The sequence below is a fragment of the Streptococcus rubneri genome (assembly GCF_004785935.1).
In the GTDB taxonomy this organism is placed as follows: Bacteria; Bacillota; Bacilli; order Lactobacillales; family Streptococcaceae; genus Streptococcus; species Streptococcus rubneri.
The window spans coordinates 94606-114716 of the sequence record NZ_SRRP01000001.1; the positions used below are offsets into that span (position 1 = coordinate 94606).

31 protein-coding genes are annotated in these 20111 nt (G+C 38.4%); all 31 read left to right on the top strand.

Annotated elements, in window-relative coordinates; genetic code table 11:
• The first annotated feature begins 76 nt into the window (after positions 1-76).
• A complete protein-coding gene (locus tag E5S68_RS00560; protein WP_135781907.1) occupies positions 77-1468 on the top strand; it encodes an APC family permease in 1392 nt (463 codons plus the stop codon).
• A gap of 134 nt (positions 1469-1602) precedes the next feature.
• The gene (locus E5S68_RS00565; protein ID WP_000141913.1) at positions 1603-1839 is read left to right on the top strand and encodes a DUF2829 domain-containing protein; all 237 of its coding nucleotides are present in this window, start codon (positions 1603-1605) and stop codon (positions 1837-1839) included.
• Complete coding sequence (locus E5S68_RS00570) at positions 1832-2530, top strand: 3-oxoacyl-ACP reductase (protein WP_135781908.1); 699 nt, start codon at positions 1832-1834, stop codon at positions 2528-2530. The genes E5S68_RS00565 and E5S68_RS00570 overlap by 8 nt, the downstream gene beginning before the upstream one ends.
• Positions 2531-2557: 27 nt before the next feature.
• A complete protein-coding gene (locus E5S68_RS00575; RefSeq protein WP_006596736.1) occupies positions 2558-2890 on the top strand; it encodes a hypothetical protein in 333 nt (110 codons plus the stop codon).
• A 124-nt stretch (positions 2891-3014) separates the two neighbouring features.
• Positions 3015-3350, top strand: coding sequence for a sensor histidine kinase (locus E5S68_RS00580; RefSeq protein ID WP_234697742.1), 336 nt, complete (start codon positions 3015-3017; stop codon positions 3348-3350).
• Positions 3351-3522: 172 nt separating this feature from the next.
• Complete coding sequence (locus E5S68_RS00590) at positions 3523-3972, top strand: SMI1/KNR4 family protein (RefSeq protein ID WP_135781909.1); 450 nt, start codon at positions 3523-3525, stop codon at positions 3970-3972.
• An 18-nt stretch (positions 3973-3990) separates the two neighbouring features.
• On the top strand, positions 3991-4329 hold the full coding sequence (locus tag E5S68_RS00595) for a DUF7716 domain-containing protein (protein ID WP_135781910.1): 339 nt from the start codon (positions 3991-3993) through the stop codon (positions 4327-4329).
• A gap of 62 nt (positions 4330-4391) precedes the next feature.
• Positions 4392-4760 (top strand): Imm51 family immunity protein, encoded by a 369-nt coding sequence (locus tag E5S68_RS00600; RefSeq protein WP_135781911.1) that lies wholly within the window; start codon positions 4392-4394, stop codon positions 4758-4760.
• A gap of 76 nt (positions 4761-4836) precedes the next feature.
• Positions 4837-5652 carry a pentapeptide repeat-containing protein gene (locus tag E5S68_RS00605; protein ID WP_167470817.1) on the top strand — a complete coding sequence of 272 codons (816 nt, stop codon included), beginning with the start codon at positions 4837-4839 and terminating at the stop codon, positions 5650-5652.
• 149 nt (positions 5653-5801) lie between these two features.
• A complete protein-coding gene (locus E5S68_RS00610; RefSeq protein ID WP_244297647.1) occupies positions 5802-6263 on the top strand; it encodes an immunity protein in 462 nt (153 codons plus the stop codon).
• 19 nt (positions 6264-6282) lie between these two features.
• A complete protein-coding gene (locus E5S68_RS00615) occupies positions 6283-6795 on the top strand; it encodes an Imm26 family immunity protein (protein ID WP_135781914.1) in 513 nt (170 codons plus the stop codon).
• A 16-nt stretch (positions 6796-6811) separates the two neighbouring features.
• Positions 6812-7438: a hypothetical protein gene (locus E5S68_RS00620; protein WP_135781915.1), complete on the top strand. Its 627-nt coding sequence runs from the start codon at positions 6812-6814 to the stop codon at positions 7436-7438.
• 97 nt (positions 7439-7535) lie between these two features.
• Positions 7536-7925, top strand: a complete 390-nt coding sequence (locus E5S68_RS00625) for an Imm50 family immunity protein (protein ID WP_135781916.1) — start codon at positions 7536-7538, stop codon at positions 7923-7925.
• 152 nt (positions 7926-8077) lie between these two features.
• Positions 8078-8791, top strand: a complete 714-nt coding sequence (locus E5S68_RS00630) for a hypothetical protein (RefSeq protein WP_135781917.1) — start codon at positions 8078-8080, stop codon at positions 8789-8791.
• A gap of 13 nt (positions 8792-8804) precedes the next feature.
• Positions 8805-9245, top strand: a complete 441-nt coding sequence (locus tag E5S68_RS00635; protein ID WP_135781918.1) for a hypothetical protein — start codon at positions 8805-8807, stop codon at positions 9243-9245.
• Positions 9246-9343: 98 nt separating this feature from the next.
• Positions 9344-9628: a hypothetical protein gene (locus E5S68_RS00640; protein WP_045615175.1), complete on the top strand. Its 285-nt coding sequence runs from the start codon at positions 9344-9346 to the stop codon at positions 9626-9628.
• A gap of 54 nt (positions 9629-9682) precedes the next feature.
• A complete protein-coding gene (locus E5S68_RS00645; protein ID WP_135781919.1) occupies positions 9683-10246 on the top strand; it encodes a hypothetical protein in 564 nt (187 codons plus the stop codon).
• Between the two features lie 27 nt (positions 10247-10273).
• Positions 10274-10969 carry an SMI1/KNR4 family protein gene (locus E5S68_RS00650; RefSeq protein WP_135781920.1) on the top strand — a complete coding sequence of 232 codons (696 nt, stop codon included), beginning with the start codon at positions 10274-10276 and terminating at the stop codon, positions 10967-10969.
• Between the two features lie 162 nt (positions 10970-11131).
• Positions 11132-11872 (top strand): hypothetical protein, encoded by a 741-nt coding sequence (locus E5S68_RS00655; protein ID WP_135781921.1) that lies wholly within the window; start codon positions 11132-11134, stop codon positions 11870-11872.
• 83 nt (positions 11873-11955) lie between these two features.
• On the top strand, positions 11956-12354 hold the full coding sequence (locus E5S68_RS00660) for an NTF2 fold immunity protein (RefSeq protein WP_135781922.1): 399 nt from the start codon (positions 11956-11958) through the stop codon (positions 12352-12354).
• Positions 12355-12617: 263 nt separating this feature from the next.
• Positions 12618-13373 carry a hypothetical protein gene (locus E5S68_RS00665; RefSeq protein ID WP_234697739.1) on the top strand — a complete coding sequence of 252 codons (756 nt, stop codon included), beginning with the start codon at positions 12618-12620 and terminating at the stop codon, positions 13371-13373.
• Between the two features lie 211 nt (positions 13374-13584).
• Complete coding sequence (locus tag E5S68_RS00670; RefSeq protein WP_135781923.1) at positions 13585-14211, top strand: hypothetical protein; 627 nt, start codon at positions 13585-13587, stop codon at positions 14209-14211.
• Positions 14212-14564: 353 nt separating this feature from the next.
• Entirely contained in the window at positions 14565-15119 is a 555-nt protein-coding gene (locus E5S68_RS00680) for a DUF4304 domain-containing protein (protein ID WP_135781925.1), read from the top strand.
• 65 nt (positions 15120-15184) lie between these two features.
• Positions 15185-15544, top strand: a complete 360-nt coding sequence (locus E5S68_RS00685) for a hypothetical protein (RefSeq protein ID WP_135781926.1) — start codon at positions 15185-15187, stop codon at positions 15542-15544.
• A gap of 164 nt (positions 15545-15708) precedes the next feature.
• Positions 15709-16443 carry a hypothetical protein gene (locus E5S68_RS00690; RefSeq protein ID WP_135781927.1) on the top strand — a complete coding sequence of 245 codons (735 nt, stop codon included), beginning with the start codon at positions 15709-15711 and terminating at the stop codon, positions 16441-16443.
• A gap of 16 nt (positions 16444-16459) precedes the next feature.
• Positions 16460-17047 (top strand): SMI1/KNR4 family protein, encoded by a 588-nt coding sequence (locus E5S68_RS00695; RefSeq protein WP_135781928.1) that lies wholly within the window; start codon positions 16460-16462, stop codon positions 17045-17047.
• Positions 17020-17622 carry a hypothetical protein gene (locus tag E5S68_RS00700; RefSeq protein WP_244297648.1) on the top strand — a complete coding sequence of 201 codons (603 nt, stop codon included), beginning with the start codon at positions 17020-17022 and terminating at the stop codon, positions 17620-17622. The genes E5S68_RS00695 and E5S68_RS00700 overlap by 28 nt, the downstream gene beginning before the upstream one ends.
• Positions 17623-17681: 59 nt before the next feature.
• Positions 17682-18287, top strand: coding sequence for a DUF6707 family protein (locus tag E5S68_RS00705; RefSeq protein ID WP_135781929.1), 606 nt, complete (start codon positions 17682-17684; stop codon positions 18285-18287).
• A gap of 39 nt (positions 18288-18326) precedes the next feature.
• Positions 18327-18827: an NUDIX hydrolase gene (locus E5S68_RS00710; RefSeq protein WP_135781930.1), complete on the top strand. Its 501-nt coding sequence runs from the start codon at positions 18327-18329 to the stop codon at positions 18825-18827.
• Positions 18805-19653, top strand: coding sequence for a putative PEP-binding protein (locus E5S68_RS00715; RefSeq protein ID WP_135781931.1), 849 nt, complete (start codon positions 18805-18807; stop codon positions 19651-19653). Before E5S68_RS00710 ends, E5S68_RS00715 begins: the two co-directional genes overlap by 23 nt.
• Positions 19650-20090 (top strand): ASCH domain-containing protein, encoded by a 441-nt coding sequence (locus tag E5S68_RS00720; RefSeq protein ID WP_135781932.1) that lies wholly within the window; start codon positions 19650-19652, stop codon positions 20088-20090. The genes E5S68_RS00715 and E5S68_RS00720 overlap by 4 nt, the downstream gene beginning before the upstream one ends.
• The last annotated feature ends 21 nt before the right edge of the window (positions 20091-20111 follow it).

Below are 20111 nucleotides of genomic sequence, written 5' to 3' on the forward strand. Positions count from 1 at the left end.
AGTTACTGTCAGAGATAGGCTACCATTTTCAATCTAAGTGTGATAGAATGATGACAATAAAAGGGGGGAAAAAGGGATGAATCTATTTCGAAAAAAAGATGTTGGCAAATCTCATGCTGGTCTGAACCGCCATTTGCGAATGTGGGATTTGATTGTTTTAGGTATCGGTGCTATGGTGGGAACGGGGATTTTCACCATTACGGGAACTGCTGCTGCTACTTTAGCTGGACCAGCCTTGATTGTTTCCATTGTCATTGCAGCTTTTTGCGTAGGGCTTTCGGCTCTCTTTTTTGCCGAATTTGCCTCTCGTATTCCTGCGACTGGGGGAGCCTATAGTTACCTCTATGCTATCTTTGGTGAGTTTCCAGCTTGGCTTGCAGGCTGGCTAACGGTTATGGAATTTATGACAGCTGTATCCGGGGTCGCTTCGGGTTGGGCAGCCTATTTCAAGGGCTTGTTAGCGAATGGAGGTATCCATCTCCCAGCTGCTTTAAATGGGACCTTTAATCCTACTGCAGGGAACTATGTGGATCTGTTACCCATTTTAGTCATGGTTCTGGTGACGGCTCTAGTTCTCCACAATGCTAAATTTGTCCTGCGCTTTAATTCGATCCTGGTAATTTTGAAATTCTCTGCCCTGGCTTTGTTTGTTCTGGTAGGAATGTTTCATCTCAATCCTGCCAACTGGGAAAATTTTGCTCCTTACGGATTTGGGGAAATCTACGGTGGTCAGACAGGGATTATGGCGGGGGCTTCGCTCATGTTTTTCGCTTTCCTAGGATTCGAGTCTATTTCCATGGCGGTTGATGAAATTCAAGAGCCTCAAAAGAATATTCCTCGGGGGATCGTTCTCAGTTTGATGATTACGACGGTGCTCTATATCTTGGTAACCTTGGTGCTAACGGGGATGGTACCTTTTAGTCAGTTGAATGTGGATGATGCGGTTGCCTATGCTCTCCGTCAGGTAGGAGCCTCTTGGGCAGGGACCTATGTTTCTCTCGTTGCGATTTTTACTCTCATCACCGTCTGCATTTCCATGACCTTTGCTCTTTCTCGAATGATCTATAGTTTAGCGCGTGATGGTCTTCTTCCCAGTATGATGCGGGAGTTGGATCCTAAGACCAAGGTGCCTAAAAAGGCAACGATACTAGCTGGGATTGCTGCAGCGATTGCAGGTGGGGTTTTCCCATTAGCGAGCATTGCCTCCTTTTTAAATATCTGTACCCTAGCCTATTTGATCATGATGGCCTTAGCTATTCTTAAACTTCGTAAAGAACGAGGGCTACCAAAGGAAGGGGAGTTCAAGACTCCTTTGGTTCCATTCCTGCCTATTTTATCCATTATCATCTGCGTCTCTTTCATGACCCAGTATTCTCTAGGAACTTGGATTGCCTTTGGCCTTGCTCTCTTGATTGGGACGGTCCTTTATTTCAGCTATGGGTACCAACATTCTGAAGAAAATAAGTAAGAAGCTTAACGAAAAGTCGGAGAACTACTCTGGCTTTTCTTTTGAGCAGATGAAGAAGAAATGCCAGATAGTAAGCAACAAGTAAACTTGATTTTTGTTATAATGAAAGGGAGTATGAATCAAAGGAGAAGATGATGACATTCGAAGAAATCTTGCCTGGACTAAAGGCAAAAAAGAAATATGTGCGTACGGGTTGGGGAGGTGCTGAGAACTATGTCCAGCTTTTCGATACCATCGAGCAAAATGGAGTGGCTCTAGAAGTGACGCCTTATTTTCTCATTAACGTATCTGGTGAAGGCGAAGGATTTTCCATGTGGAGTCCAACTCCTTGTGATGTCTTAGCGACAGACTGGGTGGAAGTTCATGACTAAACGTGTCCTTATTACAGGCGTTAGCTCCGGGATTGGTCTGGCTCAAGCTCGTCTCTTTTTAGAAAAGGGCTACCAGGTTTATGGGGTAGACCAGGGTGCTGATTCCCAGTTGCCAGGTGAGTTTCACTTCTTGCAGCGGGACTTGACCTTGGATTTGACGCCGATTTTTGACTGGTGTCCTGAGGTCGACGTCTTGTGCAATACGGCAGGGGTATTGGATGACTACAAACCCCTTCTTGAGCAAAGCGCTCAGGAGATTCAGGAGATCTTTGAGATCAACTATGTGACTCCGGTAGAGCTGACACGGCATTATCTGACTCAAATGTTGGAGAAGAAGCAAGGGATCATCATCAATATGTGCTCCATTGCTTCTAGCCTAGCAGGAGGTGGCGGTCACGCTTATACTTCCTCCAAGCATGCTCTAGCAGGCTTTACCAAACAGCTGGCCCTGGATTATGCAGAAGCTGGGATTCAGGTTTTTGGTATCTCACCAGGTGCTGTCAAAACAGGCATGACTGCAGCGGACTTTGAACCAGGAGGCCTAGCAGACTGGGTGGCCAGTGAGACGCCCATCAAGCGCTGGATTGAGCCAGAAGAAGTGGCAGAAGTCAGTCTCTTTTTGGCCAGTGGGAAGGCCTCTGCCATGCAGGGACAAATTCTGACCATTGATGGCGGGTGGAGTTTGAAGTAGAGAACTGAGAAAGCAGGAGGTTAAAGCATGCACGAATATGATTTTGGTTTTTCCTTACCGAAAGGATATCAGGTATTTCTTGATGACTTAGGGGATCAGCCAGGTTATGACATTGGTGAGACGGGTATTTGTCTCTATGCTAAAGAAGATCTTACCGAACGCAATCAAACCTACCAGATTGATGAGGATGAACCAGATTTCTTTATGATCGGTCAAGATGGGGATCTGGCCTATTTCCTCAAAAAGAATGGGGACGATAGCATTTATGAAAATGATCTAGGTGCGCTAGGTTCTCTCGAAATGCAAAAGGTAGCTGAATCAATTGCAGACTTTATTAATCAGATCTTGCAGGAGGAGTAAGATAGAAATAGAAAGGGGACTGAGAAAGATAGCTGCAAAGAGCTCGTCGATTCACTCAGTCTTTTTTTAAAAAAATTTTTAAAAAAACTTTACTCATTCATTTTGGATTCAGGGGAATGCTGTCTTGCTTACCCGGATGCTGGATAATCTATTGAGCAATGCAGTGAAATTCACCAAGAGCAAGGTTGCCATCCGATTGGAAGCTAGTCAAGGTGGTGCAATTCTCAAAGTGGCGGATGATGGGATTGGGCCAGATCATCTGAGCAAGATTTGGGACCGCTTCTATCAGGTGGAGGATTCCCGGAATAAGGGCCTCAATAGTGGTATCGGGCTGGGCTTATCCTTTATTAAGGACATTGCAGACCTCCATCGAGCAGAGGTGAAGATCATTTCCGAAGATGGTAAAGGAAGTCTCTTTTGTGTGACTTTCCCACAGATCCAGGACAAGACTTCTGTCTAAGACGGTTGATTGAGCGATCGGTATGGGTTGAAAAGGTAAAATAACAAAGTAAAATAATAAGGATAAAATGAGTCTAGTAAAACCGATAGGCTCATTTTCTATTTTAGCTTTATGGAAAGAGAATCTTATGGTATGATAGCCTAAAAGGGACCTGTAATATGGAGGTCAAACTATGGAAAGAGAGACTCAAAAAGGAGAAGAGATGCTCGTATTGACAGATACAGATCCAGCTGTTTCAAGAGAAGACCTGTTACAATTTGAGGAGTTTCTTGGAAAGAACTTGCCGGAAGCCATGAAGGATTTTTATCTCAAGTACAACGGTGGCCAGCCCCAAGTAAGGGGTGTTCACGATGATTATCATCTCTTTCCTTTCAATTCCTTTGATTCACTTGAAGAGATGAGGAAGTCTATGAAATGGTTTGACGATGAGGCTGTGCCTGCTGGATTTAAGGCTACAGACCTTCTCCATTTTGCCTATGATCCTGGATCGGGAAACTATGCTCTTTCTTTAAGGGCAGAAGATTATGGCAAGGTCTACTTCTATGTTTTAGAAGAAAAAGCTGAGTTGTATGGTCAATGGCCATCTTTTGAGGATTTTTTGAATTCCTTTGTTGAAGAGTGAGACTAAAAAGGAGACGAGATGCGGAAACACCAAGAACTTTCACTAGAGCAGATCATCGAGCAGATGCGTGTGGACAAGTTATCATCAGATGATTTTTGCCTCTATGCTAAGGAGTATGGAGAACTGAGACTTAATAGCCTCTATTGGGTATCAGATTATCCAGATGTCGTGGAAGACCGTGATGTTTACCCGACAGATGTAGCGGAGCAAGGTCTTCAACTAATCTACTATGGAGAGCAGTTGATTGATGTCCTTGCAGCCGCACTTGAGGAAAAGCCAGATGCAAGTCCCCAAGATTTGGTCGAGGCTTTGAAATATTATCATCAGCATGATAGCTTTATGCCCTTTGAACCCTAGTAACAAAAACTAGAATATTGCAGTTCCATAGACAAAAAAATATAAAAAGGAGTTAAGAAAAGATGGATTATAAAAACATAAATAAAAGAATTGCCCCTTTTACCTTGCTAGTCTTTGATGAGGATCCTCAAAAGGTCCGAGGATCGCTCATTTATTACCCTGATGGAGAATACAGACAGGAAGTATTTGACACTCGAGAAGACGAAGGGGTCGAAGGGAATGGCTACGATTGGGCATCTCTGGCTTTGGTATTTTTGGAGGAAAAAATGCCTGAATTAAGCGATGCTATCGACTTTGATCCGGAAGGAAGTATGTTTTGTGCCTATTCTTCCAATGTAGACGCCTTAGCTAGATTTGCTCTTGGATTGAAAGAGTTTTGTGATGATATCGACACTATGAAAGACTTGTTTAGTCGAGCGGAGCTGGATTAACCTCCCCCCCTCCAAAGTTTAGGAGTTAAAATAGAGACAGTCGATTAAATAGAACAATTAAAAGATGGAGCAGGACATGGTTGGGAAAGATGGGATTATCATAAAGGATGGCCAGGTCATCCTAAACAGTGGTGAGAAGCTATCGATTGAAAATCTAATAGAGGAAGCGAGTAGGATTCGTTTCATTAGTAATCAGCACTTTAAGGATACAAGCATCAGTATACTAGAGAGTTCACGAGTCATATTTGAAAACTGTATCTTTGAGAATGTCGTTTTTGAAAACTGTGATTTAAGGGAAATCAGCTTTAAAAATCATACAGTTATTCGAAACTGTACTCTCAGACGATGCAATTTAAATGGAACTTTATTTTATGACAGTCACATTATATCGTCTATCTTCCTTTCTTGTCAGATGAAGCGTCCTTTTTTGGAGAATGTCAGTGAGATGAGTGCTTGTCTCTTTAAAAAGTGTAGGATGCACGACATTTTCTTTCCCCTACCGGAATTTCAATCTAATAAAATTATTGGAAAACTGTCTGAATGTACCTTTGGGTCGAAGACACAGAAAGTAGAAAAGTTGCACGCAGATCTATCAGAGGCTCATCTGACTTTTGTCGATTTCCTGCTTTGTGATTTGACGGAGACCATTCGTCCCGAGGATCCAGATATTCTTTATATAAAAAACCTGAGTGAACGGTCAAAGAAGGCTCAGGAAAAAATAGTGAACATCCAAGATGATACAAAAAGGCGAGCTCTTTCTATCTATACAGAGAGTTGGATGAATGAAAAGTATGTGGATTATTTCATGAGTCGCAAAGATTACCAATGGGCCTGGGACGAACACTTTAAGGATGTAGCCAAGTGTTTGGAACTTGACTGGGTCCTTGACTAGCTCTTATGTGAATAGTATCAGAGCTAGTTAGCAGAAGAAAGGATAGAAAAATGACAGTTACTATCGATGAATTCGTGAAGGAGCAAGGCTTTTGTGTGGTATCTACAGAGGAGAAACCATTTCGTCTGGATGAGGTCCGTTTCAACCTTTTGGCATATTTAGAGGATTATTCTAAAATGGGATTTTCTTTTGTCAAAGTAGCTACTGATCTAGTAAAACTAAGGAAAGAGCAAGAGAGTTATAGGCTTTTTGGCCAGTGTTTTTTAGGATTTTTTGTGATTGGAGAAGAGGAGCAAATCTTTTTACTTTGCAATCGAGAAGGAAGAGAAGTTTTTCAAGAAGATAGAGTTTTTGTCAATTCTTCCTTGCAAGCTTTTATTTCCTCTTATTCGCTCTTTCTATCAAGCATCTTTCTTTTGAAAGCAAAGTTTTATGAGATTGAGCAAGATGAAGTCGAAGAAATTGCAGCAAACTTGAAGAGTCAAGTACTTGCCCTAGATAAGCACCTTGAACAACAATTGCCCTTTTGGGAGCATATGGCTTATTTGATAGAAGACGATGGAATTGTTCTAAGAGATGATCTCTTTCATATCTTAAATAAAGAGCAGTAGGAATAGAATAAAATTAATTATGGAGAAAAAATTGCCCCAGATAAAGATTCGTGAGTGGAATGAAAAGCCAAGAACAAAACTTCGATTTATTAAAATTGGTGATATTTTTTGCTATCAATTTTCGGAGGAAATGTTTGTATTTGGTCAAATCCTTGGAAAAGTAAATGTTGGTCATGTCATTCAATTTTTCGATTTCTTTCAAGCAAGTCCTACTATAACAGTTGAGGAGCTAAGTCGTGCTCAATTTATAGGTAAGCCCATCATTGTAGACTCCTACACCTTGTTTGATCGAAGTCCAGTATGGTTTTGGCAGATAATTGGTCACCAAGCGGATTTTGATCCAAGCCCTTTTAAGGATTTAGCCTTTAAATGGGGAGATCCAAATGGTCCTCACTTTGGGAAGGTCTGGCTAGATGGTAGGCGGGAACCTAAGATTTTTTCTAGGGAAGAAGTTGAGGAGCTGGACTGGGAAGCCTGTGCCGGAAGTATAGTTTATAACAGAATATTGGAAGAAGAACTGGCAAGCAGATGAAATAAAGGAGTTTGAGATGGACTATGTAGATGAGTTGACTTCAGGACGAACGCCCTTGGTAAAAAAGGCAGCGAAAAAAATTTTAAAAGGCAGACTAAAAGGATATGGACCATTCTTGCATCAGGCCTTGGAAGGGGAGATGGAAAAGCCTAAATCATGGGAATCACAAATGTACTTGCTCTACGCCATGGCCGCAACGGATTGTACAGAAGAAGTCCCCTATCTCAAGTCATTACTGCTGAGAGACATCCCAACCCCTGTAACCTATCGCTCTCTAGCAGTAGCGATTGCTTATCTAGAAAATTTAGAAACAGAGAACTTGTCTTTTGTTTATGAGTCCTTGGAATCGAATAACTTATTGCAAGCTGCAGGTGCTTGTGCAGCACTCTATCTGAGAAAGATTGTGCTGAAAGATGACGATTTTGAGAAAATCATGAACTTTATCACCAAGGATGTTTATTTGGAAAATATAAGAGGAACAATCGCTCCGTTTATGTTCATTTTGGCTGCATCTTATCTATATCCAGAACAGAATCGCCAGAAAATTGTAGACTTTTCCCGTCAATTTAATGAAGTACATATAAATACAATCATTGAGGATGTATCCAAAGGAAAGGACGGCAGGAGGATTAGGCTATTCTAAGACCTACTTAAAGAGAGAAGTTACCATCTCCTTAAAGAGGGAAACAATGAATCTTAAAAAGAAGACTTATATTCATTTTTAAAAAGGAGTTCATACTGTGAAATGGTTTGAAAAAGCAGTAGGAAGGGAAAAGATTATTCATTTATTTGATGGTGATTTGGACTTGAATAATGTATTTCTTGATACTGTGTTATGTTACGATTACAAATTAGATCTTGTCTTTTATTTATTTGATTTACCAACTAATTTCCCTGAAAAGTGGCAGAAAAGTGCATTTAATGCCATAAAAATTAATTTAGAGTTTTTTAATTTAGATGAAATCCATTTTTATTCTAAGGGGATTCATAAGGTGAATGGTCAACTGGAACTGCTTTTTTTAGAGAATAAGGTTGAATTCAATTTTAAAAACCAAAATGATGTGATGTTATCGGGATCTTCTGACCTAGTTAGAATTGCTGAGATTACTCCTGTGAAGATTGATACTTAAAGATTTCTTGCGGAGATTCAGAATGATCAAACAATCTTCCATTATTAGGAGGGACACCGCGACTATGGGAAAAAGTGAAGGAAGAGCACAAACATTATACCTTGACCTAAGGCTAAACCTTTCTACAAGAAAAAAACTGCGAGACCACGAATATGAAGTTAGAGTATTTCGAATTAGATAAGCCCTATGTGGAAAATCAACAGAGGATTGAGGAGCTGATGGACTTAGCTACGTTAACATACGAGGAAGCTAGAATTAAGGACTATCGACAGAATTGGAAAGACCTGCGAAGAGCGTTCGTATATGAATCCAAATGTATGACCTCTATGGTAGAACGCCTCTTTAAACCAGTTGTGACCAAGGATTGTTGGAAAATCATCGTAGAATGTGTAGATACGATTGGCAATCCAGCTATCATGAACCTACTTGGTGTCTATACTGTTCAGGTCTTATTTGATTTTTCTAGCTATGAAAGCTCGAGTCCATTGGAACAGAAAAAGCTGCTCTTAGGGGCCTTGCTAAAAGGGGTAAAGCGCGTGTTTCAGGAGCTCTCTATTCCATACTCCTTGATAGAGGATGTAGTCAATGAAATAGAGAAAAACGATTATGAAAATAGCTGGGAGTGGAAAAGGAAGAAGATCCAATCCACAACCTATTCCATTCAAGTGGAGCATCAGCTTGATAAGGTGGATTTGTTTTGGAAGATAGAGCAAAAGGATAAGAGCATCCGTCAGTTGATTCAATCCTGCCCTGCTCATGAGATGGATTATGGGGCTAAGCTTGGTAAACTGGAAGCAAAAAGTAACTTCCTGTATCTGCTGGATAAAGAGAATGAGGTTGTGAGCAAAATTTCTGTTTCAGAATGATGGAGCACAAACAATGAGTGACTTAAAAAAGAAATTATCCTTGTTAAAAGTGAAAAGACGAATCAAGAGTTTGAAGGGGATAAAGGATGTCCATTTTCTGACCGATAAACCTAAAGAAATTGCTTGGTATGCTGGGGAGTTGAATCCTATAGACTCTCCGATTCCTTGCCTTTATGAGTTTTCTATCGACCTTACTACTAAAGATCTAAGTAGGTCAATTCAAAGTCTTGTTGGCAATAGCAGTCGGTTTATCCTAGTTTTTTGGGAGTTTTCACCAGTTTACGTCTTGTTTCAAATGGAGTCTTTGGATGACTTTTTGCCCTCTTATTCTACTGAATTTTCTACCAGCGACCTGACACTTTTCTTTCAAGACCAGGAAAAAGTACTGGATCTCCATTTAGCGGAGGATAAAGTAGAAGTGAGAGTCTTGGAGAATAAATCTAAGAGCCCGTAGATTCTATAAATTGAAAATGAATATAGAATTAGTCGATGAAAGAGGCAAAAAGGAAAGAATGCCATTCTTGGAGAGACAAATGGTAAAGGAAGATTCTAATGTGTGAAAAAGAATATTATTATTATGGTAATAGTGAGTTTATGACAGGCCTAGGAGTTATTTATACAGAGTTTACTGGTCAGCGTGCAAGTCGACAAATTAACGTTTTGAATGGGAACTCTTATGCTTCCTCTTGCCTACAGGATTACGTTCCAGAAGTAGGGTTTCTACTCTATGATGGTCGAAAAGATGAGTTGGATCTATCAGACTCCATCAAGATTAGTCAAGAAGAATTTGAACGAATATGGGCTCAGGCTGTCGCTAGCGGTCAGAATGATACATAATCGTCAGTTGAAAATAGCCAAATATAAACCAAAAAATGTGAGAGGAGTCCAATAATGATGCTCAATTTGTTAAAGGAATTCGTAGAAGTCTATCATAGAAACAAGGGCTTAGGAGAGCTTGTATTTACTAGTGACTGTCTCCATATCGAAAAGCCAGATTTGTCTGGTCAATTGAAAGAGTTCTACCAACATTTGAGCTTTGAGGAAGAAGCTTATTTTAGAGGAGCTCCCTATGATCTTGCTCTAATTCCTCTCCCTCTATGTGAAGCTGCATCAGAAGGATGGCAGGATACTAGCTGGAAAGAGAGTTATGTGGTTTTTGCTCACATGATGGGGGATGAGCCAATTTTTTGTGATCTAACTAGCGAGCTTAGTCCTGTATTTGGCAAGATTCCTGGGAATTCCAAGCTCTATTGCTTAAGCCCCTCTTTATCTACTTTCTTGTCTACTTATAGTCAGATGAAAAAGCTAGAAATCACCAAGTTTGAGAATGACATCTACATTGATGAGGACCTGTCGGACTATAAAGAAGGTTTTTTAACAGGAATCATGGCTATTATCGAGGAGCAACTTCCTGAAGCCTATCGAAAAGACTTTATTGAATTTATGCTTGGCTAAAGCCAAAGATGAAGAGATGAGAAGCAAATGAAAATGAAGAATTTTTTAAAATGTTGTGAGGATCTGGTCATACAAGAAAATGGGGCCTCAGCTTTTGAACTAGAAAAACTCAAAGCTAAAAAGTTTCCGCAAGCTCACCTAGATTTGCTCTCCATAACCAATGGCTTGGAATTTTATGGTGGCTATTATCGCTTGTTTGGGACGGATTCTACTCAAGCTATTACGCTAGATTCCTGGAATTCGGATGAGCTATGGAAAGATGTCTGGAGAGATTATGTATCAGACTACTATTTTTTTGGTATGTCTGCTATTGGAGATCAATTCGCTTATAGATTGAAGGATGGGAACATTCAAAGTCATCAAGTTTATTATTTAGATGGGATTACGATGGATGTCATCGAGATCTACGACAGTTTTGAAGCATTTTTTGAGAGGGAATTTGTTATGAAAGCCCAAGGTGGGATGGAATCTATTTTTGTTTCTGCTAGGGATCGATTTGGCAATCTAGACCTCTCCACAAGCTGTATTTATTCCCCTTCCTTAATGATAGTGAATAATCCAAGCGTTGAGAATCTCATGCTTTTACCGACAAAGGATGTCATGACTATCAACGGGGATTTGCTTGTTCAATTATCTGATTCGGAGGAGTCTATTACGAAACTAGAGCAATATCTAGACGCTTCGGGTAGAGCCAGAGTCAAGGTCATTTTTGATCGAGATTGAGCAAGCAGGATATAGTTTATTTAGAAAAAATACTCTGAAGACTCGTGATTTTAACATTTTGGCGACAAGCGATGATTTAGTCTTCTAGTCAGGGTGTCATTGTAAAATGATTTAGGTTGAAAATAGAAAACGAAGCATTACTTTCATGAAAAGAGGTGAATGATGACCAGTTTAGATAAATATTTAGAGATCATTAAAAAAGGATTTTCTGAAAGAGAGAATCTAATGGTAATGGAGCCTCTACGTACGATTGAAGACATTGCACCATTATTGGACGAAACATTGACTTATAAAGAATTCATCACTATCAATCGCTTATTAAGACAAAAGTACATTGTTGAAAACCCAGAGGATATGCTGAAAGATGTAGATTTTAACCAGCTTTCTTTACCTAGCAATACAAGGGTGATTTACTTGATGGGAAGTAAAAGTGATGTGCTAGACTTTTCAAAATATGAACAAGTAGAAAAGATTTTATTAGTTGGAGCTAGAAAAGTAAGAAAGATCATCTTACCCCAGAATGATTGTGTGAAAGCTCTAGGGATATCTTCCATGACAAATTTGGAAACGATAGAGAACATTTCTTTTCATAAAGGCATGCGTTATCTGCACTTTGATTATGGTGTAAAGTTGCCCAACTTAAATTTTATTAGAGATTTAAATCAGTTACTCTATCTTTCATTTACGGCAAATAAAAAATTACCAGAATTGGATTTTATCCATCCATCTAGTGAGCTCCGTTTTTTGGATTTTGTCGATACGTCTATTTTTAACTACGCAACAACAGTTAGCTACCTGAAGAGTCTGAAACATCTTCGTTTTTTAACAACGGGAAGAACAAATCAAAAGCAAAGGGAACTTCTTAGAAGAGAGTTACCACATGTTTGCATACGTGAGGGGTAAAAAATGCCTTTAATCCAGCTTTTTATGACCGATGTCTTCATAATAAACGAACCTTTAGTCCCGTTGTTTAAGTAGGAGGAAATATGACCCATACGAATCTAGCAAAAGAAACCTTCCTCCAGTTTATGCAGGCTATGTATTCTTGGGAGAGAAAAGCCACTAGGAGCCTAAGAAACCAAGCCGATAATGAGATGTTGAAGGATGAATTAGCTGCTATATTTGATCAGTTTTGTAGATCTAAAAAAATACTCAGAGCAAGGGAAGTATCTTTATCCGTCCGGTTTCCGTTTGACTATAAATTAGAAACGCATCCCATCGTTGATGAAGAGCATGACGGGAATCAAGCTTATATTTATATAAAGGAGAATCGTTCTGGTTTAGAAACTCTCTATCGTTTTCGAATGGTGTTTCAAGAAGGACGATGGTGGATTGATAAGAAAGAATGGCTTGGTGATGGGAAGTGGATCAATTCTTCCTTGTGATATACTGAAGAATGTAGGAAGACAGGAAGAAATGTGTTTCAAAAGACAGTGGTAGTCTAAGTGTAAGTAATGAAATGTTAGAGGTCAATATGAATAAAACACTTTAAAATCAAAAAAGAAAATTAACTGCTATAAAAAATAAAATACTGAAGGCAAGAGATTTTCACTTAGAGGCAGAAAACCTATCTAATACTGAAGCCATTTTAACAGCTCTAAAATCTGATAAGAAAAGCGTTAAAGTTAACTATGAAGAAAATGGTGAGATGAGATCATATCTGTATGATCATATAGATATGATTGATTCTATAAGTCCGTATCCTCTAGTCTCTAATTTTATAGAAAGTAAAACATCTGAAAACTACAAGTTATTATTAAATGGCTGTTTTTGTTCTGTAATGGCAGATATGGCTTCTGCTAAATACTTGGCTAAAGGGGGCTCAAACTTTGATACAGATATTTGTTTGAATATCTTATTTGCCCTTACCTATTTAGATGATACTTATGTAGAATTTTTAATTGATAAATTAGCCTATTTTAAAGAAGCCCAAGTTGAAAAAGGGGAAAAAATTATTTTCTTTTCAGCAAAGAGTTTATTGCCTTTAGTCGTTTTTCTTTATGGAAATGGGGAGGGTGATCGGCTTGCTAACCTACTGGAGAATGCTTGTGATGCCAAATATCAACCCTTGGACACGAATCCTTATCAGAATGTGAATGATGCCTATAGACAGGTTATGGAAACTATTTTTTCAGAGGATGATGTTGTTTTTAGAGAGACAATTTTATCCATGTGTGATTATCATTTAGCGAACACCAGAGATAGTCATTTAGTAGACTTCAATACCTTACTATGGCAATATTTCCCAATTGAAATCTTAGTTTTATTAAAAGAACGTCAGAAAAAAGGTCTCTCAATAGATGGAATTAGGCATCCCTTGCTTGATGACTTTCTGACCTATTTCATGGATGAATTTGAGATATCTGAGCAAAATAAGATGATTCTAGGAACGATCTTAGACTAGTTGTTTATAAAATATGGGAAATATACATACCCAATTTATCGCTATGACAATTGAATCAAGTCGGGATTACTGGTTTAAGATAAACGAATATCAGGCTATTCAAGTACAAATTTTTCTAACTTAAGATAAAACTAATTTTCTTACTGTGAAAATTTGCAAGAAGGGATTTTTCTTTTGATCAAATAAATGATGATTTTAGCAAGGAGACTATATGCCACTCATAGAAGAATTAACATCAAAGCGTTCACCTTTAGTTAAGAAAGCAGCTAAGAAAATTTTAAAGGACAGACTAAAAGGATATGGGCCATACTTACATAGTGCTTTAGAGACGGAGATAGAGAAAAACAGAGCTTGGGAAACGCAAATGTACTTGCTCTACGCCATGGCCGCAACAGATTGCGCAGAAGAAATTCCCTATCTGAAGTCATTGATTCTAAGAGACATTCCAACACCTGTAATCTACCGCTCTCTAGCATTAGCCATTGTCTATCTAGAGAATTCAAAAATAGAGAATTTATCATTTGTTTATGAGTCCTTGGAATCGAATAGCTTCTCGAAAGCTGCAGGTGCTTGCGCTGCTATTTATATGAAAAAGTTAGTACTTAAAGATGATGATTTTAATAGAATTATGTCTTATGTAACTCAGCCTAAATACCTTGAGCATATTGGCAAAGTCACAAATCCATTTTTATTTATCTTAGCAGCATCTTATTTGTTTTCTGAGAGCAGTCGAGAGAAAATTTTGATCTTTTCGGAACAATTTGACGTTCAGATAGTGAGAGATATTATTTCAGATGTTAAAAAAGGGAAAGACGGGAAGCGCATTAACTTCTTTTAAGTTAACTCAGGTTCGGACTTCAATGCAGTAATAATGTATGTAGTTGAGTTCTGTAAAATACCTGAGTTCTATGATGATCAGATCTATTTTTATTGCGATGAATATATGCTCTTTTGGACGTCTATTGATGATGTGGGGGAGATAGATAAGGCTCGGGATTTTAAATTAAAGGGTCAAATAGTGCCAGCAACCCTAGAGGAAATCTGTAAGGAAGGTTTGATCAGTTCCATTCATTCTGTTAAGCAATATGCGATTGAGAACGGGAAAGTTATAGGAATCACCTATATCCATTTAGATTCCTAGTAAAGTGCAATGAGGAACTCTCCACATCCTGTTAGAAGAGAGGTAAAGAAATGAAAGAGGCCAAAGAACTCTTCGTAAAAAATGGCTTTTCGCGACTAAAGCGAACCCATAACTATTATAAAATTGATCATGATTTTTATACGGTCATCTATTTTCAACGAAAATCAGATGGTAGTGCCTATTTTGTGAATGTTGGCCTTCACCCCCTCTTTCTGGACGCGGGACTGTTAGAAGAAGTGGATTGTGCTTTACGGACGCGATTAGGTTCTATCGATTATAGAAATGGCATGGATCAAGCTGAATTGGAAAAGGCTGTCCAAGAGGCCATCAATTTTACTGCTCAGTATGCATCCTATCCTACCGTATTTTCGAGCATAGATCCCGAGAAGGATCTTGAGAAGGATTGGTTGTTGAAACATTTTTCTATCACCAAAGTGAACTTATGCAGATTGTATGTTGAGTATTATGATTCAATCGATTCTAAGAAGTTGGCTTTAAATTTTGCAAACTATGGCTTATCCATTACACCTAAGATTGCTTCTGTTCCTAAAAACTTCTTTAAGACCTATATTCGTTCGGGAGAAATAGTCAAAACGACTTATTAGGGCGGAGTGAAAGTGCGGATATACTGATTAATATCCTGACGAAAGAAACCGGTAGGAGAAAAGAAATGAAGAACTATTTACTGGACGAAAGGATATTTCAGTATCCTGAATCGTTTAAAAAATTGATCGAACTCAATTTAGTTGATTTTGATTGTTGGAATCTGTTGGATTCAGAATGGGCTCTATCTCTGTACAAGGGATTGCAGGAAAGGTACCCAAGCAGAAAGTTGATTCCATTTGCTAAAAGAGGAGATTGTGATAATACAGCTTGTTTTGAAATAGGAAAGGGCAATAAGGTCCAACTCATTCATGATTTTGCTGCCGAAGGATGGGAGCAACGGAAAGAGTTTAATGACTTTTGGGAATGGGTGGAATATGCGGTAAAATGCATGATAGAGTATAACAAAGAGGATGGGATTGAATAATAAGAATCCCTTATATAGAGAATAAAGCAACGGTCTTCAATAATGCTCTGCAAGCAAGCCTAGTTCTTAGTCTTATATATCTTTGAGTGGTCGATGATAAACCGAAAAATGCTATTGGGGCGCTACTAGCTTTCAATAAGCAGTATATTTAATGGGTAAGGAAAATGACGAACACGTACTATTACTATGAATTAACAAAAAATTCTATTGATTCAAAAGACGAATTTTTAAAAATCAAACCATTAATCGATATGAATGATATTCTTCCCATTTTGAAAGGAGATTATGGGGTTGTGAATTACAATCGTTTAAATGCTATTGTTTTTCAACGATATTGTGTAGGGGATAATGACAATACCATATATGATATAAAGTTATCAGAAAGCAATGTTTCAAGAGATATCAAGCGTTTAGATATTTTTGGTGCAAAAGATGAAATTTTAGATTTATCAGAATTTATTAATTTAGAGAGATTAGATATTTGGGGAAGTGTTAATGTTAGAGAAATTATATTTCCTGAACATTCTGGAATTAAGATGCTAAATATTTTGAGAGTTCCAAAGTTGGAAGTTTTAGATAATATTTCATCCCTAAAAACTTTAAGGTATTTTAGTCACAGATATTCCTCTAGAATTAGTGATTTTAATTTTTTATCTAATCTTGAGGATTTAATATTTCTATCAATAAATAATAGTAAAAATTTGTCTGATGTAAAGTTTCTCGAGTTATCAAAAATATATTATTTGGATTTATCCAATACCAATGTCATAAAAAATCATGGTTTGCTTGAAATACTAGAAAAAATGATAAATTTAAGGTTTTTTTATGATGGTGGAAATACTAAGAATATGAGAGCCTTTTTGAAAAAACATTTGCCAAGTGTATCTATGTTAGATTAATTATTTAAGGAGAAAAATGGGAAACATCAGCCAATTATTAAATGAGATTGAAAAAAGTCTCCAACAGCTAGATTATCCTTGTGTAGACCATCTAAATTCGGGACTATCCTCTCAAAAAACTAAAGAGTTATTTGAGGAAATCCCGTTGCAGCCAACCCAGGACTTGCGTGCCCTTTATACTTGGAGAAACGGATCAAAAGATTGTGAGGGAATCACACTTGGTGAGCTGGCATTTTTTCCTGGTTTCTATTTGATGTCTCTGGAAGAGAGTATCCAGACTTACTTGGAACTAAGAGAAAGGAATGGTTGGGACAAGTCTTGGTTCCCAATTTTTGCCAGTGGAGGGGGAGATTTTTATGCCATGAACCTAGCTTCAGAAGCTCAGGGGCAAATACTTGGTTTTTATGTATTTGAAGAGGAACCTCAGGTCGAATATTGGTCATTGAAATCCATGCTCACAACCTTTAAAGTATGTTATGAACAAGGTATTATTTTCCGGAATGAACAAGGCTACTTGGATATGGATTATAGGAAGCATGCTGAGATTGCACATGATATAAATCCAGAGGTGAAGATGTGGCTGGAATTCTTAAAGGAGATATAAGAGGAATAACTAAGGAGAGAAAAATGGCAGTAGTGACTGTATTAAAAAAGATCATTAAACTCTATGAGGAAACAACGTTTATTCCCCAATCGGTGAGTTTTTCAGATGAAAAATTAAGGATCCAGTCCTCCAATTTGACAGGAGAATTACTTGATTATTATCAACATATAGTCTTCAATGAGGATTTATTTTTTGCTAATCAAAATTTTAATATCATTTTGTTGGCATTAGATTCTCCTGCAAGGACAGTTGAATCTTGGGCCTTACAAGATATTCTTCAGTTTAGTGAAGGGCAATACCAGATATTCGCTACTACAGATACAGATGATATTCTTTTCTGTGATATGAAAGATGACAGTTCTCCAGTTTACGCGAGCAGTCCTGGAGATACAAATTTCTACAAACTCAGCGAAAGTTTGACGGAGTTTTTGGAGTTCTATTTCGCTTTTTCAAATTTTTGGGGCCAAAGGGAAGATGTCCCTCTGGAGGAATATATTGTAGGGACAGGTGACTTGATAGAGCGCTACCTTTCCCCAAACGTCCAAGCGACAGCGAAAGAATATCTATTTCGGTAAGATTGACCTGAGAAAAGCCTTTCTCAGTAACAAAAAGTGAACTGGATAGGAGAAAAGAAATGAAAGTGAAAGAACTAATCGAAGAGGTTGAAAATGATCTTGAGTTAGTATCGTATTTAAACCGGGTCCCAAAAAAGAATAAGAAAACCCAAGCTAGCTATCTCGAATCGCTGAATCATCTGGCCTATCTACTTTATCTAGATGGTCAAGAGGAAATGGCTAAGAAATTGTTGGAGGGTGTCATACAAGTCCCATTTGAAGGAAATTATAACACTTGGACCTTTGTTGATAGCTCTCTGGTTTTATTGGCCTATCTGGAAAGAGAGGCAGAAAATAAGCTATCTGCCTATAAAAAACTCCTTTTATCTCCATTAGAACAAGGGGAGGAATCCACTCAAAAAATAAGAAGGAGAGTTCATCAGAGGTTTTTGAATGGTGATAGCTTTGAGCAAAAGCTTGCAAAAATCGAGCAAGCTTCAAGTCTTGAATCAGAAATGGAACGCCGTCTACTATACTTGACAGATTTATTGAAGATTCAACTTTTTATTGATGAGTCAACTTGTAAAGAGACAGATATTCAGGCAAAAATTGAAGAGAATAAAGAGATACTCAAGAAGTATATCAAGGAGCATGAAATTTATAGCCTCTTTCCTTTTAAGGGATAAGATGAGCTAGCAATCTTGGACTGTTAGAAAGAGTGGAAAATGGAAATCAAAAATCACTTTGGTGTCTATGGTGTTTGCTATGAGAATGGAAAATTACTCTGCATTGAGAAAACGAGAGGTCCTTATCAGCATCGTTTTGATCTACCGGGTGGTAGTCAGGAACTCGGTGAGGGGTTGACAGAAACCCTCAAGAGAGAAGTTTTGGAAGAGACAGGCTATACGCTTAGCCAGTATTCAAATCCTAGGATGTATGATGTGCTGGTTCAAGAAGAAGGGCAAGACTTCGCTGTGCACCATATCATGGCCTTTTATGATATCGTACTCGATTTCGAGAGCTCTCAACAATCCCTTCCTCAGGAGGTTCATGATGGAAGCAATGATTCAGCAAATGCAATTTGGCTTCCTATTGAGCAGATGACCCAAGAAAATGCCTCTCCCTTAGTATTGAAGGTGAAGGCAGAGTTACGAGGATTTCCAGAATTAGAACTGACAAGCTATAGGAATTGGAAGGTAAAACATGCAAAATCAACTGGCTCTTAGTGGCGAAAGAATTGTTGAAAAAATTTACCCACAACTATTTCATCATGTTGGTATGATTCGTGGCGAATATTTGTTGAGAGAGCTTAATCAAAACATCATATTAGCAAGTTGTCAGCAATTTGTGAAAGATTATCTAGACACTATTTGTCATTTGTACTCAAATGAAGAAGTCTGGTATCGCTTTTCAGAGTTAACAAATGCAGAAGCAAATAGTCTAGACGGTACTAAAGAGTATTTTGACGAACGCCACCCCTTATTTGGATATAGAGGGACTAGGCGTTTATTGGCGTGTCCAGATGAATTTCAGGCTGAGGCACATGTCGTTACAGAAGTTTATCAAACCAATCCCAATCTGTCTCTTATTTTTCCTTTTGTCAATGATGCTGAACAGTTAAAACAAGCTATTAGAGTATTGCGCCAGCATGGTTTTACTGGAAAAGTTGGAACAATGATTGAATTACCATCAGCTTATTTTGACTTGGACAGGATACTGGAAACTGGTATTTCAAAGATTGTAGTGGGAATGAATGATTTGACTTCTTTTGTTTTTGCGACTGTGAGGAACAGTCAATGGCATAATATGGAAAGTCCTATTATGTTAGAAATGCTGAGACAGATACAGGATAAAGCAAGGAAGAACAAGATTGATTTTGCTGTAGCAGGCTATCTGAATACTTCTTTCATACAAAAAATGAATCAGATGGGTATCGAATGTATTCTCCATTACAGTTCTATTCCAGAGATTTTTAATTTAGAGATTGACCATCCACATCATCTCAAACGTGTAAAAGAAGAAAGTAAAAAAATACAAAGGAGCAACCTATGACACCGCAAGAAATGTGGAATGCCTACAAGCAAATCAACCCCTCTATCGGAGATGAGATGGATGCCTGGGCCTTTGGAGTGGAACCAGACCTTTTAGCGGATCTGGTGTTTACAGGCGAAAAAACAGCAACTGCCTCAGCTTACGACCTTTACGCAGTAGAGGACGAACCCCTTCCACAAGAAGGGACCTTTGATATCATTATAGACAGTCAAAATCAAGCTGTCTGCATTGTCGAAGTTACAAAGGTTTCCATTCAGCCTTTTCATCAAGTGTCAGCCGACCATGCCTACAAGGAAGGTGAAGGAGACAAATCCTTAGCTTATTGGCGTCAGGTTCATGAAGACTTTTTCAAAGACTGCTTAGGAGAAGCAGGACTGACTTTTACACCTGACAGCAAGGTGGTTTTAGAAGAATTTCGCAAGGTTTATCCATTATAGAACGAGGCTGGGCAAAAACTG